This is a genomic window from Sphingomonas azotifigens NBRC 15497 (genome assembly GCF_002091475.1).
GTDB lineage: Bacteria > Pseudomonadota > Alphaproteobacteria > Sphingomonadales > Sphingomonadaceae > Sphingomonas > Sphingomonas azotifigens.
On record NZ_BCTR01000024.1, the window covers coordinates 38,381 to 55,801 of the forward strand.

14 protein-coding genes are annotated in these 17,421 nt (G+C 68.0%); 9 read left to right on the top strand and 5 right to left on the bottom strand.

Going from position 1 to position 17,421, the window contains the following annotated elements:
• Positions 1-42: 42 nt before the first annotated feature.
• Positions 43-1,116, bottom strand: a complete 1,074-nt coding sequence (locus SAZ01S_RS10330; protein ID WP_084582189.1) for an NAD(P)/FAD-dependent oxidoreductase — start codon at positions 1,114-1,116, stop codon at positions 43-45.
• Positions 1,113-2,051, bottom strand: a complete 939-nt coding sequence (locus SAZ01S_RS10335; RefSeq protein ID WP_084582190.1) for an alpha/beta fold hydrolase — start codon at positions 2,049-2,051, stop codon at positions 1,113-1,115. The genes SAZ01S_RS10330 and SAZ01S_RS10335 overlap by 4 nt, the downstream gene beginning before the upstream one ends.
• Before the next feature lie 47 nt (positions 2,052-2,098).
• Here SAZ01S_RS10335 and SAZ01S_RS10340 point away from each other — a divergent pair, with 47 nt between their 5' ends.
• From SAZ01S_RS10340 to SAZ01S_RS10380, 9 genes are all read left to right on the top strand, one after another.
• A complete protein-coding gene (locus SAZ01S_RS10340; RefSeq protein WP_084582191.1) occupies positions 2,099-2,575 on the top strand; it encodes an A24 family peptidase in 477 nt (158 codons plus the stop codon).
• 57 nt (positions 2,576-2,632) lie between these two features.
• Positions 2,633-3,652: a Flp pilus assembly protein CpaB gene (gene cpaB, locus SAZ01S_RS10345; RefSeq protein ID WP_084582192.1), complete on the top strand. Its 1,020-nt coding sequence runs from the start codon at positions 2,633-2,635 to the stop codon at positions 3,650-3,652.
• Positions 3,653-3,654: 2 nt separating this feature from the next.
• A complete protein-coding gene (locus tag SAZ01S_RS10350; RefSeq protein WP_084582193.1) occupies positions 3,655-5,244 on the top strand; it encodes a type II and III secretion system protein family protein in 1,590 nt (529 codons plus the stop codon).
• Positions 5,245-5,267: 23 nt separating this feature from the next.
• Positions 5,268-5,903, top strand: a complete 636-nt coding sequence (locus tag SAZ01S_RS10355; RefSeq protein WP_245824760.1) for a CpaD family pilus assembly protein — start codon at positions 5,268-5,270, stop codon at positions 5,901-5,903.
• On the top strand, positions 5,900-7,174 hold the full coding sequence (locus SAZ01S_RS10360; protein WP_084582195.1) for a CpaE/TadZ family protein: 1,275 nt from the start codon (positions 5,900-5,902) through the stop codon (positions 7,172-7,174). Before SAZ01S_RS10355 ends, SAZ01S_RS10360 begins: the two co-directional genes overlap by 4 nt.
• Positions 7,175-7,181: 7 nt before the next feature.
• A complete protein-coding gene (locus SAZ01S_RS10365; RefSeq protein WP_084582196.1) occupies positions 7,182-8,162 on the top strand; it encodes a type II secretion system F family protein in 981 nt (326 codons plus the stop codon).
• Between the two features lie 5 nt (positions 8,163-8,167).
• The gene (locus SAZ01S_RS10370) at positions 8,168-9,157 is read left to right on the top strand and encodes a type II secretion system F family protein (RefSeq protein ID WP_084582197.1); all 990 of its coding nucleotides are present in this window, start codon (positions 8,168-8,170) and stop codon (positions 9,155-9,157) included.
• Between the two features lie 59 nt (positions 9,158-9,216).
• Positions 9,217-9,759, top strand: coding sequence for a helix-hairpin-helix domain-containing protein (locus SAZ01S_RS10375; protein ID WP_084582198.1), 543 nt, complete (start codon positions 9,217-9,219; stop codon positions 9,757-9,759).
• 377 nt (positions 9,760-10,136) lie between these two features.
• Complete coding sequence (locus tag SAZ01S_RS10380) at positions 10,137-12,860, top strand: TonB-dependent receptor (protein ID WP_084582199.1); 2,724 nt, start codon at positions 10,137-10,139, stop codon at positions 12,858-12,860.
• Positions 12,861-13,138: 278 nt separating this feature from the next.
• On the opposite strand, the gene SAZ01S_RS10385 is transcribed toward SAZ01S_RS10380, so the two are convergent.
• From SAZ01S_RS10385 to SAZ01S_RS10395, 3 genes are all read right to left on the bottom strand, one after another.
• Positions 13,139-13,621, bottom strand: coding sequence for a chorismate--pyruvate lyase family protein (locus SAZ01S_RS10385; protein WP_084582200.1), 483 nt, complete (start codon positions 13,619-13,621; stop codon positions 13,139-13,141).
• Entirely contained in the window at positions 13,621-16,284 is a 2,664-nt protein-coding gene (ppdK, locus tag SAZ01S_RS10390) for a pyruvate, phosphate dikinase (RefSeq protein WP_084582201.1), read from the bottom strand. The genes SAZ01S_RS10385 and ppdK overlap by 1 nt, the downstream gene beginning before the upstream one ends.
• 162 nt (positions 16,285-16,446) lie before the next feature.
• A partial coding sequence (locus tag SAZ01S_RS10395; RefSeq protein WP_139810024.1) for a glycine--tRNA ligase subunit beta occupies positions 16,447-17,421 on the bottom strand: 975 nt, incomplete at its 5' end.

Consider the following 17,421-nt stretch of genomic DNA (forward strand, 5'->3'; position numbering starts at 1 on the left):
TAGGCGCGACGCGCATTTTCGCAAAGCCTTTGGTCTTACCAATCAGGCAAGGAACCGCGCCGGGGTGTAGGGTTCGGGATCGAGGTCCGCGGTCTGCCGCAGCAGCAACTGGCAGGCCAATCGGGCCGCCGCGGGCGCGGTCTGGATGCCGAAGCCGCCCTGCCCAGCGCACCAGAACAGGCCCGGCGTGGCGGGATCGAAGCCATAGACCGGCCGTCGATCCGGCGCGAAGCTGCGCAGCCCTGCCCAGCGATGCTCGAGCGCCGCCACCCGCCAGTCGACCACCTGTTCGAACCGGTGGATGGCGGTCGCGACGTCGATCTCCTCGGGGGCGGCGTCGCAGGGCGGGCTGTCGACCTCGTCATGCGGCGTCAGCCAGAGGCGACCGCCGGCCTCGGGCTTGAAGTAGAAGCTGCCGGCGAGATCGCTGACCAGCGGGCAGGCCGAAGGCGGTGCGGGATCGGTCCGGAGCTGGACCATGGTGCGGCGATAGGCGCGGATGCCGATCGGCGCGGCGCCCGCCATTGCCGCGACGCCGTCCGCCCAGGCGCCGGCGGCGTTGACCAGCAGATCGGCGGCGAAGCTCCCGGCACGCGTCTCCAGCCGCCAGTGACCGTCCGCGCGCACCGCGCCGGTCAGCGCCGCCGAGCAGTGCATCACCGCGCCCGCCGCCCTGGCGCGCGCGAGGAAATGCTGATGCAGGGCGGCGACATCGATATAAGCACAGCCGGGTTCGTGCACGCCGAGCGCCCACTCGTCGCGCAGCCCCGGCACGATCCCATGGGGATCGACGACCTCCAGCGCGACCCCGCTGCCCTCGAACGCGCGGAGGAATGCGTCGACACGCTCCGCGTCGCTGCGCCGGGCGAGATGCAGCTCGCCCAGCGGATCGAGGAAGCCGCCATCGCGCAGCATCGGCCCGGAGGCGGTGGTCAGCGGCTGGATATCCGGCCCGCCATAGGTTTCGGACCAGAAGGCGGCGGAGCGGCCGGTGGCGTGATAGCCGGGCCGCTCCTCCGCCTCGAGCAGCAGCACGCGCGCATGCGGCGCCAGTTCGGCCGCGAGGCTCGCCCCGGCGATGCCGGCGCCGACGATGGCGATGTCGAACCCGCTCACCGGCGCGGCGCCCGCGCATCGAGAAAGGCGTCGATTGCGGCGAGCGCGCGGTTCCGCACCGGATCGGCCTCGCGCAGGATCTCGTGCGCGCTTTCGGGGCCGAACCGCACGACATCGGCATCGGGCAGGCGCGGCGCGATCCGCAGCGCGGCGCGGGCATCGACCAAGCCGTCCGCCTCGGCGACGAGCAGCAGCAGCGGGGTGTGCACCCGCTCCAGCGGCGCCTTCTCCAGATCCGCCATCGATCGGAACGCCGCGACCAGCCATTGCCAGCTCGGCGCGCCGGTCAGCAGCGCGCGGTCCTGCGCCTGCCACCACAGCTCGTCGGCATAGCGATCGGGGTCATGGGTCAGCAGGTTGGCGCGGGTCTCGGTGGTATAGGGCTTCTCATTGCCCTTCCAGGCGGGGCGGCGTGGATCGCCGAGCCGGGCGAGCAGCCCGGCCAGCGGCGGCGCCAGCTTGCCGAGCGCGCTACGCACCCCCAGCATCGGCGCAACCAGCACCGCCGCGTCGGGCGCGATGGCGCCTTCCATGAGGCCACGCAGCACCAGATGCCCGCCCATCGAATGGCCGAGCACGACATGGGGGCCGGAGGTCTCGGCAGTCCATTGCGCGGCGAAGGCACGCAGGTCGGCGACATAGGTCGTGAAATCGTCGATATGGCCGCAATTCGCCCTGGGTGTCAGCCGCCCCGAGCCCCCCTGCCCGCGCCAGTCGAACGCGGTGACCGTCCAGCCCAGCGCGTGCCAGTGCGCGAAGCTCTCCAGATATTTCTCGAACACGTCGCCGCGGCCGGTCTGGAACAACAGGCTGCCGCGCGCCGCGCCCTCGGCGGGCCAGTGGAAGCGACGGAGCCCCCAGCCGTCGGGCGCCTGCCACTGGTCCACCTGTGCGCCTGCGGGGATCTCACGGCGAACGGTACGGGAAACTGCCATGCGGCGTGGTTACGGTTTCGTAAGCCCGCCCGTCTACCCCTTCGCGCATGGGGGCGATCTTCCAGGCACTGCTGCTCGGCGCGCCCGCGCTGCTCCTGGTCGCGGCCGGGATCGAGGATATTCGCTATCGTACCATCGCCAATGCCAAGACCGCGGCGCTCGCGCTTGCCGCCCCGCTCTGGTGGTGGGCGAGCGGCATGGGACTCTGGCCGGACATCGCCCTCCAGATCGGATGTGCGGCGCTGGTCTTCGCGCTGTTCGTCGGCGTCTTCGCGCTCGGCATGATGGGCGGCGGCGACGTCAAGCTGATCGGCGCGCTGGCGCTGTGGCTGCCGCCGATGCCGCTGCTGCGCATGCTGGTGCTGATGTCGCTGCTGGGCGGCGCGCTCACCATACTGATGTTGCTGGAGAAAAAGGTTCGCAGGGGCGGCAGGCGCGGCCCGATCGAGGTGCCATACGGCGTCGCGATCACCCTTTCGGCCCTGATTGTCCTTAGCGAACCGATTCTTAACCGGATTGGATGATGCTTAACGCCGCCACAACCGGGTCGGCCAACGAGTCTCTAAAGGGCGTGATTCAACATGGACGCACGTAGGCTTCTGCTGCTCGTCGGAGCGTTGGTGATCGCCGTGATCACCGCGTTTCTCGCGCGCACCCTGGTGATCGGCACGCCGGCGCCGGTCGCGGGCGCGATGGCGAACGGCGCTGCCGGTGCCGCCGCGCCGCCGGTCAACACCACCGAAGTACTCGTCGCCAAGCGCGCCTTGCCGGTCGGCACCATCCTCGATGCGACCGCGCTCGAATTCCGCCCCTGGCCGAAGGACCTGGTGCAGGGCGCCTACTACGTCCGCGGCCAGAGCGAGCCGGCCAAGCTGCAGGGCACCGTGGTGCGCTTCGCCGTTCCCGCCGGCCAGCCGGTGACGCAGGGCGCGCTGGTCAAGCCCGGCGACCGCGGCTTCCTCGCCGCCGCGCTCGGGCCCGGCATGCGCGCGGTGACGGTGCCCGTCTCGGCCCAGAGCGCCGTCGCCGGCTTCGTCTTCCCGGGCGACCATATCGACCTGATCCTCACCCAGACGGTGAACGGCGAAGGCCCGCCGCTGCGCGCCTCCGAAACCGTGCTGCGCAACCTGCGCGTGCTCGCCACCGACCAGCGCACCGACAAGCAGATCGACGACAAGGGCAAGACGATCGTCACCGCCTATTCGACGGTCACCGTGGAGGCGACGCCGAAGATCGCCGAGAAGATCGCGGTCGCGCAGACCGTCGGCACGCTGTCGCTGTCGCTGCGCTCGCTCGCCGACACGCAGAGCGACCTCGACGAGGCGATCGCCAGCGGCGCAGTGAGCGTGCCGGAGGATCCCGCCAAGGAAAAGGCGTTCCTCGCCCATGCCGCCAGCCGCCCGCAGGATGCGAGCGACAGCTTCGTCACCGGCGCCGATGTCTCGCGCTTCCAGCGCCGCACCGTGCCGGCCAAGTCCGAAGGCGCGGCACCGCCGCCCGTCGCGACCAGCTATCCGGGCGCGGCCCCGTCGACCGGCCCGGTCGTGCGTGTCGTCCGCGGCAGCGATGCCAGCCTGGTACCCGTGGGGGGGAAGAACTGAACATGCACCGCACCCTGCCTCTCGGCGCGGCGGCCGTCGCTGCCCTGCTCGCCGCCCAGTCGGCCTTCGCCCAGAACCGCGCCGCCAAGCCCGCCCGGCCCGTCGCTCGCATGGCGCAGCTGCCCGCCGGCAGCCAGCGCCCGGCCCGCGACGTGCTGCTGTCGATCGGCGAAGGCGAGCTCGTCACGCTTCCCGCCGCCGCCGCCAATGTCTGGACGTCGAACCCCGGCGTCGCCGACGTCTATGTCGCGAGCAGCCGCCAGATCCACCTCTATGGCAAGGCGTTCGGCGAAGCGACGGTGTTCGCCACCAATGCCGCCGGCGCAGTGGTCTATTCGGCCAATATCCGCGTCAGCCAGAACATCAGCAGCATCGATGCGATGATGAAGGCGGCGATGCCGGATTCGGACATCACCGTCACCACCGTCGGCCAGATCGCCGTGCTCAACGGCACGGTCCGCTCGCCGCAGGACAGCGAGCAGGCGCAGCGGCTGGTCACCAGCCTGCTAAACCCCGGCGTGAAGGTCGACGATACCAACGCCGCGCTCAAGATCGGCGTGGTCAACCGGCTGCGCACCGCCACGCCGCTGCAGGTGCAGCTGCAGGTCCGCTTCGCCGAGGTGAGCCGCAGCTTCGTCAAGAACCTCAACGTCAATCTCACCAATCGCGACCATGGCAGCTTCCTGTTCGGGATCAGCCAGGGCAAGCAGGGATCGATCACCACCTGGACCGGCGACACGCAGGACCCGGCAAGCGGGGCGGTGAAGGGCGGCAAGGTGTTCACCTTCCCCAATCCGAGCGCGGGCAACACGCTGGTCGGCGCGGCGGGCCATTTCCTCGGTACCGATCTGCTCGCCAGCCTCGATTTCGGCGAGACGATCGGCCAGGTTTCCACCCTCGCCTCGCCCAGCCTCACCGCACTGTCGGGCGAGACCGCGAACTTCCTGGCGGGCGGCGAGATCCCCATCCCGATCGCGCAGGCGCTCGGCACGACGACGGTCGAGTACAAGCAATATGGCGTCAGCCTCGCCTTCACGCCCACCGTGCTGGCAGACGGGCGCATCTCACTGCACGTTCGGCCGGAAGTGTCGCAGCTCTCGTCCTCGGGCGCGGTGACACTGGCCAATACCACCATCCCTGCGCTCACCACCCGCCGCAGCGAGACCACGGTGGAAATGGGATCGGGCGAGAGCATGGTGATCGGCGGGCTGCTGCAGAACAGCCACAACAACTCGATCACCAAGACGCCGGGCCTGGGCGACATGCCGATCCTCGGCGCGCTGTTCCGCTCGAACGGCTTCCAGCGCAACGAGACCGAGCTGGTGATCGTGATCACCCCCTATCTGGTCCGCCCGGTCAACGCGAACCAGATCCGCCTGCCGACCGACGGCTACAAGGCGCCGAACGACTTCAACCGCCTGTTCCTCGGCGAACTGGCCGGGGGCAAGAGCGGTAGCGAACGCCCGATGCCGCAGATGGCCCCGTCCAGCGCCGCGCCGGCGACGGATGCGCTGGTGCCCGCGCCGGTCGCGCCGCCCAGCCCCGGCCGCAAGTCGAAGAACGCCGCCGCCACGCCGGGCTTCGGCCTGTGATGCGCTCCCCGAGGAGAACCGCCTTGTTCCCGCGCCCCGCCTTCGCCCTTCTCGCCCCCAGCCTGCTGCTGGCGGGCTGCGCCGGCTATAATGGCAGCCTGGATTCGGTGCACCAGCCGGTGGTCGCCCGCCAGGACCTGACGCTCGACCTCCAGGCCGATAGCGGCCGCCTCGCCCCCGGCGAGGATCGGCGACTGACCGAATGGATGGCGGCGATAAACCTGCGCTATGGCGACCGCCTGTCGATCGACGACGGCGGCGACGGCAGCACCGGGCGCGCCGAGGTGGCCGCCGCCGCCGGCCGCTACGGGCTGCTGCTGGCCGATCGCGCGCCGGCCACCGGCCGTCCCGATGGCGCCGGCACCGTCCGCATCGTGCTCACCCGCACCACGGCGAGCGTGCCAGGATGCCCCGATTATTCGCACCCGACGACGATGACCGCGGACGCCAGCACCAGCTCCAATTTCGGCTGCGCCACCGCATCCAACCTTGCCGCGATGGTCGCCGATCCGGCCGATCTGGTGCGCGGCGCGCCGGGCTCCCCCACCGCCGATCCGCTGACCATGAGCAAGGCCATCGGCGCCTATCGCGCCGCCGTCCCCTCGGGTGCCGGCGGTGCGACGGTGAAGGGCGACTCGGCCGGGAGCAGCCCGAAGTGAACATGCCCTTCAACCCCGCGCGCGCCGCGAGCCGCGAGCCGTTCACCGCCTTTGTCTGCGACGAGGCAACGGCAGAGCTGATGCGCCCGATCGCGGTCGAGCTCGGCTGGTCGCCGGAAAAGGTCAACAAGGGCGGGCTGCGCAACGCGGTGCAGACGCTCGCCGTCTCGGCCAGCCCGAACATCCTGTTCGTCGACCTGTCCGAATCGAGCGACCCGCTGAACGACATCAACGCGCTCGCCGAAGTGTGCGAGCCGGGCACCATCGTGCTCACCGCCGGCGCGGTGAACGACGTGCGGCTCTACCGCGACCTCGTCGCCAGCGGCATCCACGATTATCTGCTCAAGCCGATCCACCCGGACATGCTGCGCGACGCGTTCCTTCAGGCGCAGAGCGCGCTCGCCGCGCCCAAGTCGAGCGACGCCGGACTGGCCCGCCCGCACTGCGCGGTCGCCGTGATCGGCACCCGCGGCGGTTGCGGCGCGACCAGCATCGCGACCTCGCTTGCCTGGCTGATGAGCGAGCGCCAGGCACGCACCACCGCGCTGCTCGACCTCGACGTGCATTTCGGCACCGGCGCGCTGGCGCTGGACCTCGAGCCCGGCCGCGGTCTGACCGACGCGATCGAGAATCCGAGCCGCATCGACGGGCTGTTCATCGAGCGGGCGATGGTCCGCGCGTCCGAGCGGCTAGCCGTCCTGTCCGCCGAAGCGCCGATCAACGCACCGCTGCTCGGCGACGGCGCCGCCTTCTACCAGCTGCAGGAGGAGATGCGCGGCGCCTTCGAATGCACCGTCACCGATCTGCCGCGCCAGATGCTGGTCCAGCATCCGCACCTGATCGCCGATGTGCAGGTGGCAGTGCTGGTCACCGAGTTCACCCTTGCCGCCGCGCGCGACACGATCCGCATCCTCAGCTGGTTCAAGTCGAATGCGCCGCAGACGCAGCTGTGCATCGTCGCCAACAAGGTTCCCCAGCCGGCCCTCCTCGAAATCAGCCGCAAGGACTTTGAAGGCTCGATCGAGCGCAGCATCGACATGGTGCTGCCGTTCGAGCCCAAGATCGCCAGCCAGGCCGCCAAGCTGGGCAAGCCGATCGCCGAGGTGGGCCGCAACCATCGCGGGATCGCGCCGCTTGCCGAACTCGTCCGCCGCATCCTCGACACCACCGATGCCGGCGAAGGCAGCGAGCCGCAGGTCGCCGCCAAGGGCGGGTCGCTGCTCAGCAAGCTGGGCGACCTGAAGGCGCTGATGGCGAGCAAGAAGAAATAGCCGGCCGATGGCGCTGATGCCGCTCCTGATGCTCGTGATCGCCGCGGCGGCGGTGCTGGTGCTGCTGGTGCTGGCGCTGTCCGGTCCGTCGGCGCAGCGCGCCAGCGCCCGGCGGCTGACCTCGCTGCGCGACCGGCACATGGTGAGCGCCAGCGGTACGAACGCGATGGAGGCGCAGCTTCGCCGCATCTCGACCGCCCAGGCCTCCGGCTTCGACCTGACGCTGGCGCGGCTGCTGCCGAACCAGGAACAGCTCGAGCGCCGGCTGGCGATGACCGGCAAGAGCTGGACGCTGGGCCAGTACGGCCTCGCCACTCTGTTGCTCACGCTCGCCACCATGAGCCTGTTGCTGCTCAAGGGTGCGCCGCTGCTGCTCGCGCTGCTGTTCGGTATCTTCGTCGGCGTCGGGCTGCCGCACTTCGTCGTCGGCTTCTTCATCGGCCGGCGGATCGCCAAGTTCACCGCCGCCTTCCCCGACGCGATCGACCTGCTGGTGCGCGGCCTGCGCTCCGGCCTGCCGATCACCGAGACGATGGGCGTGGTGGGGCAGGAAGTGGACGGGCCGGTCGGCGAGGAATTCCGCGCGATCAGCGACAAGATGAAGATCGGCCGCACGCTCGATGCCGCGCTCCAGGAAACTGCGGATCGGCTCGGCACGCCCGAATTCCAGTTCTTCACCATCACCATCGCGATCCAGCGCGAAACCGGCGGCAACCTCGCCGAGACGCTGAACAACCTTTCCGACGTGCTGCGCAAACGCGCGCAGATGAAGCTGAAGATCAAGGCGATGTCATCGGAGAGCAAGGCCTCGGCGCTGATCGTCGGCGCGCTGCCGTTCGTCGTCTTCGGGCTCGTGTGGTTCATCAACAACAACTACATGATGCACTTCTTCACCGATCCGCGGCTGATCGTCGCCGGCGGCGGCGGGCTGGTCTGGATGGCGATCGGCGCCTTCATCATGGCCAAGATGGTCAATTTCGAGATCTGACGGCGATGGACCCCACCGGCCCCACCCTGCTCGGCATCGATGTCACCTGGGTCGCGACGATCCTGTCGGGCGTCGCCGCCTTTTCGGTGCTCGTCGCCATCTACGCCGCGACCACCGTGCGCAATCCGATGGCGCGGCGGGTGAAGGCGCTCAACGAACGGCGCGAGCAGCTGAAGGCCGGGATCGCCGCCGCGCAGGTGAAGCGCCGCGCCAAGCTGGTCCAGCGCAGCGAGACGACCGACCGCATCCGCAGCCTGCTCACCGGCCTCAAGGTGCTGCAGGACGAACAGCTCAAGGTCGCCCAGCGCAAGCTGCTCCAGGCCGGCATCCGCCGCCGCGAATGGGCGGTGGGCGTGATCTTCGGGCGGCTGGTGCTGCCGATCGTGATCGGCGGGCCGATGCTGTACCTCGTCTACGGCACGCAGCAATTCGCCACCTGGTCGCCGCTCAAGGCCTATGGCCTGGTCGCCGGCACGCTGATCCTCGCCTACAAGACACCCGACCTCTACCTGAAGAACCGCATCCAGAAGCGCAGCCACGCCATCCGCAAGGGCCTGCCCGACGCACTGGACCTGCTGGTGATCTGCGCCGAGGCGGGTCTCACCGTCGACGCAGCCTTCGGCCGCGTCGCGCGCGAGCTGAGCCGTGCCTATCCGGAACTCGGTGAGGAATTCTCGCTGACCGCGGTCGAGCTCGGCTTTCTCACCGATCGCCGCACTGCCTTTGAGAATCTCGCGGTGCGGATCGATCTTGAGGCGATCCGCGGTGTCGTGACGACGATGATCCAGACCGAGAAGTACGGCACGCCGCTCGCCTCCGCGCTGCGCGTGCTGGCTGCAGAGTTTCGCAACGAACGCATGATGCGCGCCGAAGAAAAGGCCGCCCGGCTGCCGGCAATCATGACCGCCCCGCTGATCCTGTTCATCCTGCCGGTCCTGTTCATCGTCATTCTCGGACCGGCCGCCTGCTCGATCAACGATGCCCTGATGCATTGATCCGACCGGAACCTCATGCGGCCTGACCGGTTCTTGGCGGGACGCCAGGAGCCTTATCGATGAGCGACTTACCCTATACTACCCCGCTGCAGTTCATCGGCCTTGCGCTCGCGCTCGTCGCGGGCTGGCTGCTTGGCATGGCGACCAGCGCGGGCGGGCGGCGCTGGCGCGAGCGTTACGAGGCAGAGCGCGATGCGCATGCCGCGGCCCGCAACGAACTGACGGCGGCCAACGCGCAGATCCGCGAGCTGGAGACGGCGAATGCGCAGCTCGAACGTCGGCAGACCGAGATGCGCGCCCTCCCCGCGAGCGATCCGGCGCCCCGCCGCGACTCGGCGATCCGCAGCTGGTTCTATGGCGGCACCGATGTGCTCGCGCGGATTCACGGTATCGACGAACATCGCGAGCGCCAGCTCAACGAACTCGGTATCCAGCACTTCCGAGACATCGAGGACCTGCGCCCGGAGGACGAGCTGGCGCTGGAGGAGCGACTCGGGCTTCCCCGCGGCACGATCGTCGGCGAACACTGGCGCGAACAGGCGGCACTGCTGCGGGCCGGGCGGACGGACGAGCATCTGCGACGCTTCGACCATTTGGCGTGACGTCGCCAAACTAGTTGCGATATTTTAGTTGACTGTCGCCCGGGCGCCACGCTCGGGCGATTTCGTTGGTGCGCCGCCCGCCATCCGCCCACATCGTATGGCCCGGAAACCGCCCGGAACTTTCCGCTGCTTTTCCGCTGCTTGAAACCGCTTTTGGCCATCAGGCATCGAGCAGGCCCCACCGCTGTTGCACCAGCTGCAGATAGCGCACGGCGATACCATTCACAGCCACGTCTTGAATAGGTCATGTATTTGTCCCTGAGTGGCTTGACAATTGGTCAGGCCTCCCGGAGATTTGTCGGACCACGGGTAGCAAGCTCGGGACAGAAAATAGAGCACCGCAGCAGGGTTCGCCATTTTTGATGAGGGGTGGTTTGATGCTGAGTCACACGACATGCAAGGCGCGTAGCGCTGTTACCGGTACCAAGTTGGTACTGCTCTCGGCAGGCTGTATTGCCGCCATCGCGCTGGGTGACCCGGCGCTCGCCCAGACGAGCGACGCCCCGGCCGCGCAGGGTCAGGACGATTCCGGCGGCGAGATCGTCGTTACCGGCTTCCGCTCCAGCCTCGCCTCCGCGCTCGACGCGAAGCGCAAGGACATCCGTATCACCGACGGCATCTCGGCCGAGGATATCGGCAAGTTCCCGGCGCAGAACATCACCGAAGCGATCCAGCGGATCCCCGGCGTCCAGATGTCGAACATCAACGGCCGCGGGTCGACGATCAGCATCCGTGGCCTTGGCGCACAGTACGCCCGTACCACCATCAACGGCCAGACCTTCGCCAGCGCCGACTTCAAGGACGGCTTCCGCTACGACATCATCCAGACCGATCTCGCCAGCGCGATCCAGGTGGTGAAGTCGCCGACCGCGGACATGGACACCGGTGGCCTTTCGGGCACCGTCAACATCGATACCGTGAAGCCGCTCGCCTATAAGGGCCCGCGCTTCATCGTCGGCGTGAAGGGCTACAACTCGGAATATCGCGGCAAGGAGTGGACGCCCAAGGTCAGCGGCGCGTACATCGACACCTTCGCCGGCGGCACGCTGGGCGTGATGGCGAACGTCAGCTACCAGAAGCTGAAGGACCGCGGCGATTACGTCTTCATCAAGAACTGGTACAATGCCGGCGTGATCGATCCCGACGTGCGTGTGCCGGGCAATTTCCGGTTCCGCCGCATCGATCGCGATACCGAGCAGCTGATGGCCAGCGGCGCGCTCCAGTGGAAGCCGAGCGACAATTTCGAAGCGCTGCTGCAGGGCGAATATTCGCGCGACCACACCCGCTACACCACCCGCCAGTACGTGTTCGGCCGCTGGGCGTCGAGCGCGGTGAAGGTGAATGGCAAGGCCAATGGCATCGCCAACAACATCACCATCAGCAACTTCAACGTCGACAACAATACCCAGCCCGAACTGCGCAACCTGAAGACCCAGGCCTATACCGGCACGATCAACTGGCAGCCGGGCGACACCTGGAAGGTGCACGCCGTCGCCCACTACACCAAGGGCGACGCGGCGCTGTACGAATGGGCGTCGATCGACGAAGTCAACTTCGCGCAGGGCGGCACGCTCGACATCTCGAACCCGAGCAACATCAAGTGGACCACCCAGAGCCTGACCGACGGCTCGCTGTGGAACACCGCCAACCGCACCTGGTTCGCGTTCGTCGATGGTGCCACGCACATCCAGACCGCCAAGGACAAGGCCGCACAGTTCGACGTCACCAAGGACCTCGGCTGGCACGGTATCCAGTCGCTGGTGATCGGCGCCAAGTATCACCACGAGAGCTTCGCCACCAACGCCTATCGCCATGACCGCGATGGCGATGTGACCGATACGGTGAAGTACCCCGAATATGCCTGGATCCCGAACCTCGGCACGACGGGCCAGCTGGTCACCAACTTCCTCGACGGCGCGATGTCGATCCCGCATTCGTTCCTGTCGACCAATGCCGACGAATGGCAGCGCGTGCTCGCCTCGAAGGGCATCACCGTGCCGGACGTGCCCGATTGGCCCAGCACCTATCGCGTCGATCGCTACGTGCCCGCCGTCTATGCCATGGCCAATGTCGACACCACGGTCGGCGGCATGGCGCTGCGCGGCAACCTGGGCGTGCGCTACGAGCACACCCACCAGAACGTCACCGCCAGCCTGACCGACGGCACCGGCAGCGACGCCGCGCTGCTCGGCCAGCAGCACATCATCCAGGATTATGGCAACGTCCTGCCGAGCGCGAGCTTCGCCCTCGACCTGACGCCGAAGCTGGTCGCCCGCTTCGCCGCGGCCAAGGTGCTGGTGCGCCCGCTGCTCAACAGCCAGACGCAGATGGCCGACACCATCAGCACCGGCATTTCGCAGCAGAAGCGCCCCTTCACCAGCGTTTCGGCAGGTGAATCGCGCCTCAAGCCGCTGACCGCGAACCAGCTCGACCTCAGCCTGGAATTCTACCATGGCCGCGGCAACTCGATCAGCGTCGCCGGCTTCTACAAGGCGGTGAAGAACGGCACCTTCACCCAGTTCTACTGCCCCACCTCGTACAACGGCGTGGCGCTGAACGGCGTGACCACCGACTGCCAGTCGGCGGACCTGAAGAGCGACTACAGCTTCAGCCGCGTGCTGAACGACAACCGCACCATCCACATCAAGGGCGTCGAATTCTCGGCGACTGAGAATTTCGATGGCTTCCTGCCGGTCAAGGGCTTCGGCGCCACCGGCAACGTGACGCTGGTCGACACCAATTCGAGCGCGCTGGGCACCGGCTTCAACCTGCGCGACCTGTCGAAGTTCACCGCCAACATCACGCCCTATTGGGAAAACGAGATGTTCAGCGTGCGCTTCTCGGTCAACCACCGCAGCTCGTACAAGCAGGACGCCGCCAGCAGCTTCTTCGTCAACGGCGGCGAGATCCACACGGTGCGCTCGCGCACCCAGATGGACCTGGCGCTGGGCTTCACGCCCAACAAGTGGCTGAGCTTCACCGGCGGCATCATCAACCTGAACAACACCCACGAAGACGCCTATCAGACCACCGCGGACACCTTCCAGATGGCCAGCCGCACCGGTCGCACCTTCTACCTGTCGGCCACGACCAAGTTCTGATCGACCGACACCGGGCTATCCCCGGAAGCGCCCCTCTTCCCACGCGGAAGGGGGGCGTTTCTCGTTTGGGGGGCGGATAAGCGAAAAAAGCCCCTCCCCTTCAGGGGAGGGGTTGGGGGTGGGGCCTGACGGAGAAGCCGAGTGCCGGGGACGCAGAAGGGTCCCGCCCCCACCGTGAAAGGCGTTGGATCGGAGATATTGAAACAGAAGCTGGTCTGCGAGACACTGCCCCACCCCAACCCCTCCCCTGAAGGGGTGGGGCTTGCGGGCGGAAGCGCTTACCGAAGCACCGCCGTCGTGTAATTCTCCACCACTTCCGCCAGCGCCCGGCCCTCGCCATCCAGCACCAGCGCACGGTGGCGGAGCACGTATGGCGCAACGCCCGTCAGCACCTGCTCCAGCGGCTTACGGTGCGGGTGGAGCGGCCGGATCACCGCACCGAACGGAGTATCCCCCTGCTCCAGCGCGGCGTTCATCTCCGGGGTCAGCCGCGAGGGCACATACCAGTTCTCGGCGAGCGACAAGGCCACGCCCGCGCAACTGAGCACGACGCTGCGATAGACCACCCGCTCGTCCGGCCCCACGCCCAGCCGCGTCCGCTGCTCGAGCGTCGGGTCCTTGTGTGCCGTGCGGTCCACTTGCGCCCGGATCGGCCCGCCGCAGCGGCGTTCCAGCACGGCGGTGGCGGTAGGGCTGGCGAGAAGGTCGCGGCTGAGTGCCGCCGCATCGTCCGTCGCTACCGCTACCGCCACTACCAGCATCACTTTCCTCGAATTGCCGCCTGCGCTGCCGCAAGCCGCGCGATCGGCACGCGATAGGGCGACGCCGAGACATAATCGAGCCCCGTCTTCTCGCAGAACGCGATCGACGCCGGATCGCCGCCATGTTCGCCGCAGATGCCGAGCTTGATGTCGCCCCGCGTCTTACGCCCGCGCTCGGCGGCGAGCGCGATCAGCTGGCCGACACCCTCCACGTCGAGGCTCACGAACGGATCCTTGGCGTAGATGCCCTTCTCGACATAGGTCGTCAGGAAGCGCGAGGCATCGTCGCGGCTCACGCCCAGCGTGGTCTGGGTGAGGTCGTTGGTGCCGAACGAGAAGAAGGCGCCGACCTCGGCGATCTCGCCCGCCATGAGTGCTGCGCGCGGCAGCTCGATCATCGTGCCGACCAGATAGTCGAGCGTGCGGCCCTTTTCGGCGAACACCGCTTGCGCCGCCTTGTCGACCACCGCCTTCATCAGCTCCAGCTCGCGCTTGGTGGCAACGAGCGGGATCATGACTTCCGGCACCGGCGCCGCACCCGACCTCTCGGCCACGGCAATCGCCGCCTCGAAGATCGCGCGCGCCTGCATCTCGTAGATTTCGGGATAGGTCACGCCGAGGCGGCAGCCGCGATGGCCGAGCATCGGGTTGAACTCGTGCAGCTCGGCCGCCCGACGCTTGAGCGTATCCACGTCCACCCCCGCTGCCGTGGCGACTTCGGCGAACTCCGCCTCTTCGTGCGGCAGGAATTCGTGGAGCGGCGGATCGAGCAGGCGGATCGTCACCGGCAGCCCCGCCATCACCTCGAAGATTTCGAGGAAGTCGCTGCGCTGTTCGGGCAGCAGCTTCTCGAGCGCGGCGCGTCGGCCGGCCTCGTCCTCGGCGAGGATCATCTGGCGCACCGCGGTGATGCGGCTCTGCTCGAAGAACATGTGCTCGGTGCGGCACAGGCCGACGCCCTCGGCGCCGAACTCGCGCGCGGTGCGGCAATCGAGCGGCGTCTCGGCATTGGCGCGGACCTTGAGGCGGCGGACCTCGTCGGCCCAGGTCATCAGCGTGCCGAAATCGCCCGACAGCTCGGGCTGCACGGTCGGCACCTGGCCGGCCATGACTTCGCCGGTGGCACCGTCGATCGTCACCATGTCGCCCTCGCGGACCTCACGGCTACCCACCCGCATCACCTTCTCGCGCGCGTTGATCGACAGGCTGCCCGCGCCGGAGACGCAAGGACGCCCCATGCCGCGCGCGACGACCGCCGCATGGCTGGTCATGCCGCCGCGTGCGGTGAGGATGCCGCGCGCCGCGTGCATGCCGTGAATGTCCTCGGGGCTGGTCTCGACGCGGATCAGGATCACCGCATCGCCCGCATTGGCGCGCTTCTCCGCCGTGTCGCTGTCGAACACCGCAAGGCCCGAGGCCGCACCCGGCGAGGCGGGCAGCCCCTTGGTCAGCACGTCGCGCGGCGCCTTGGGATCGAGCGTCGGGTGGAGCAGCTGGTCGAGCGCGGCGGGGTCGACGCGCAGGATCGCTTCCTCGCGGGTGATCAGCCCCTCGTTCGCCATGTCGACCGCAATCTTGAGCGCCGCCTTGGCGGTGCGCTTGCCGCTGCGCGTCTGCAGCATCCACAATTTGGCGCGTTCGACGGTGAACTCGATGTCCTGCATGTCGCGGTAATGGGTTTCGAGCCGGTCGAACACCGCCGCCAATTCGCCATAGACCTCGGGCATCGCCTCTTCCATCGAGGCGGGCTTGGCGCCTGCCGCCTCACGGGCGCGCTGGGTGAGGTATTGCGGCGTGCGGATGCCGGCGACGACGTCCTCGCCCTGCGCGTTGATCAGGAACTCGCCATAATAAGCGCGCTCGCCGGTCGAGGGGTCGCGGGTGAAGGCCACGCCCGTCGCCGAGGTGTCGCCCATATTGCCGAACACCATCGCCTGCACGTTCACCGCCGTGCCCCAATCGGCCGGGATGTCGTTCAACCGGCGATAGACCTTGGCGCGCTCCGACTGCCACGACCCGAACACCGCGCCGATCGCGCCCCAGAGCTGGTCGTGCACGTCCTGCGGGAACGGCTTGTTCCACAGCGCCTCGACGATGCTCTTATATTCGGCGACCAGCGCCTGGAGATCGCTGGCCGACAGCTCGGTATCGAGCGTGAAGCCGCGATCTTCCTTGGCGATCTCCAGCGCTTCCTCGAACCGGCCATGGTCGAGGCCGAGCACCACATCGGCATACATCTGGATGAAGCGGCGATAGCTGTCCCAGGCGAAGCGGTCATCGCCGCTGGTGGCGGCCAGCCCCTGCACGGTCTGGTCGTTGAGGCCGAGGTTGAGGACGGTGTCCATCATCCCCGGCATCGAGACGCGCGCGCCCGATCGGACCGAGACAAGCAGCGGATCGGCCGCGTCGCCGAACTGCTTGCCGGTGATCGCGGCGATATGCGCGATGCCGTTCGCGACCTCGGCCTTCACGCTCTCCGGGAAGGTCTCGCCTTCCTCATAATAACGCGTGCACATCGCGGTGGAGATGGTGAAGCCCGGCGGCACCGGCAGCCCGATCGAGGCCATCTCGGCAAGGTTCGCGCCCTTGCCGCCGAGCAGATTCTTGTCGCCCGCACCGCCGTCCGAAACACCACCGCCGAAGCGGTACACATATTGCGTCATTCTGATCCCCTTCCGGTCGAAAGCGCCCCTTCGAGACAGAAGGGCCGCTACCGCAGCTGCGAAGACTCAGGAACCACTGATTGCGTTGTCGGCCTCGGTTTATTTCAGGACAATGGCAGTTTCTGGCCAATTTTACCGATGATTAATCGTACAATTGAGCCGTCAACCTTCGATCTTGGCGAAGTCCGCCACCTTGTGCACTGCATCACGCATCCGTGCGAGCAGGCCGAGGCGCGCGGCGCGCTTGGCCGGATCGGCATCGTTGACGGTCACCTGATCGAAGAAGGCATCGATCGGCGCGCGCAGGATCGCGAGCGCGGCCATGGCGTCCTCGAACTGCTCGGCTTCGATCGCGGCGGTCGCCTTGGGTTCGGCCGCGTCGAGAGCGGCGGCAAGCGCGGCCTCGGTGGGTTCGGGATCGTAGGCGAACCCGGACGCGTGCTGCGCGACTTCGCTCCCCTGCGAAAGCAGGGGCCCAGGGTTGCCCTGCCCTTCACTACCCTGGGCTCCTGCTTCCGCAGGAGCACTGGCAGTGCCGACGCCTTCCTTCTTGAGGATGTTTGCCGCGCGCTTGTAGCCGGCGAGCAGGTTGGCGCCGTCCTCGGTGCCGACAAACGCCTGCAGCGCCTTCACCCGCGCGAGCAGGCGGACGAGATCGTCCTCGCCACCGAGCGCAAACACCGCGTCGATCAGGTCGTGGCGAACGCCCGCCTCGCGCTGCTGGACCTTGAGGCGGTCGGCGAAGAAGTCGAGCACGTCCTGGCTGACCGAGCGAAGCAGCGGAAAGCGCAGGCCATTGTCGAGCAGGATCGCCAGCACGCCCAGTGCCGAGCGCCGCAATGCGAACGGGTCCTTGGAGCCGCTCGGCTTGAGGTCGACGCCGAAGAACTGGGTGATGCTGTCCAGCTTGTCCGCCAGCGCCACCGCCACCGTCACCGGATCGGTGGGGACGTCGTCGCCCTGCCCGACCGGCTTGTAGTGATCGCGGATCGCCGCGGCGACCGCCGGGTCTTCACCCTGCGCAGCGGCGTAATAGCCGCCCATCAGGCCCTGCAACTCGGGGAACTCGCCGACCATGCCGGTGACGAGGTCCGCCTTGGCGAGCCGCGCGGCGCGTTCGGCGAGGTCGGCAAGCGT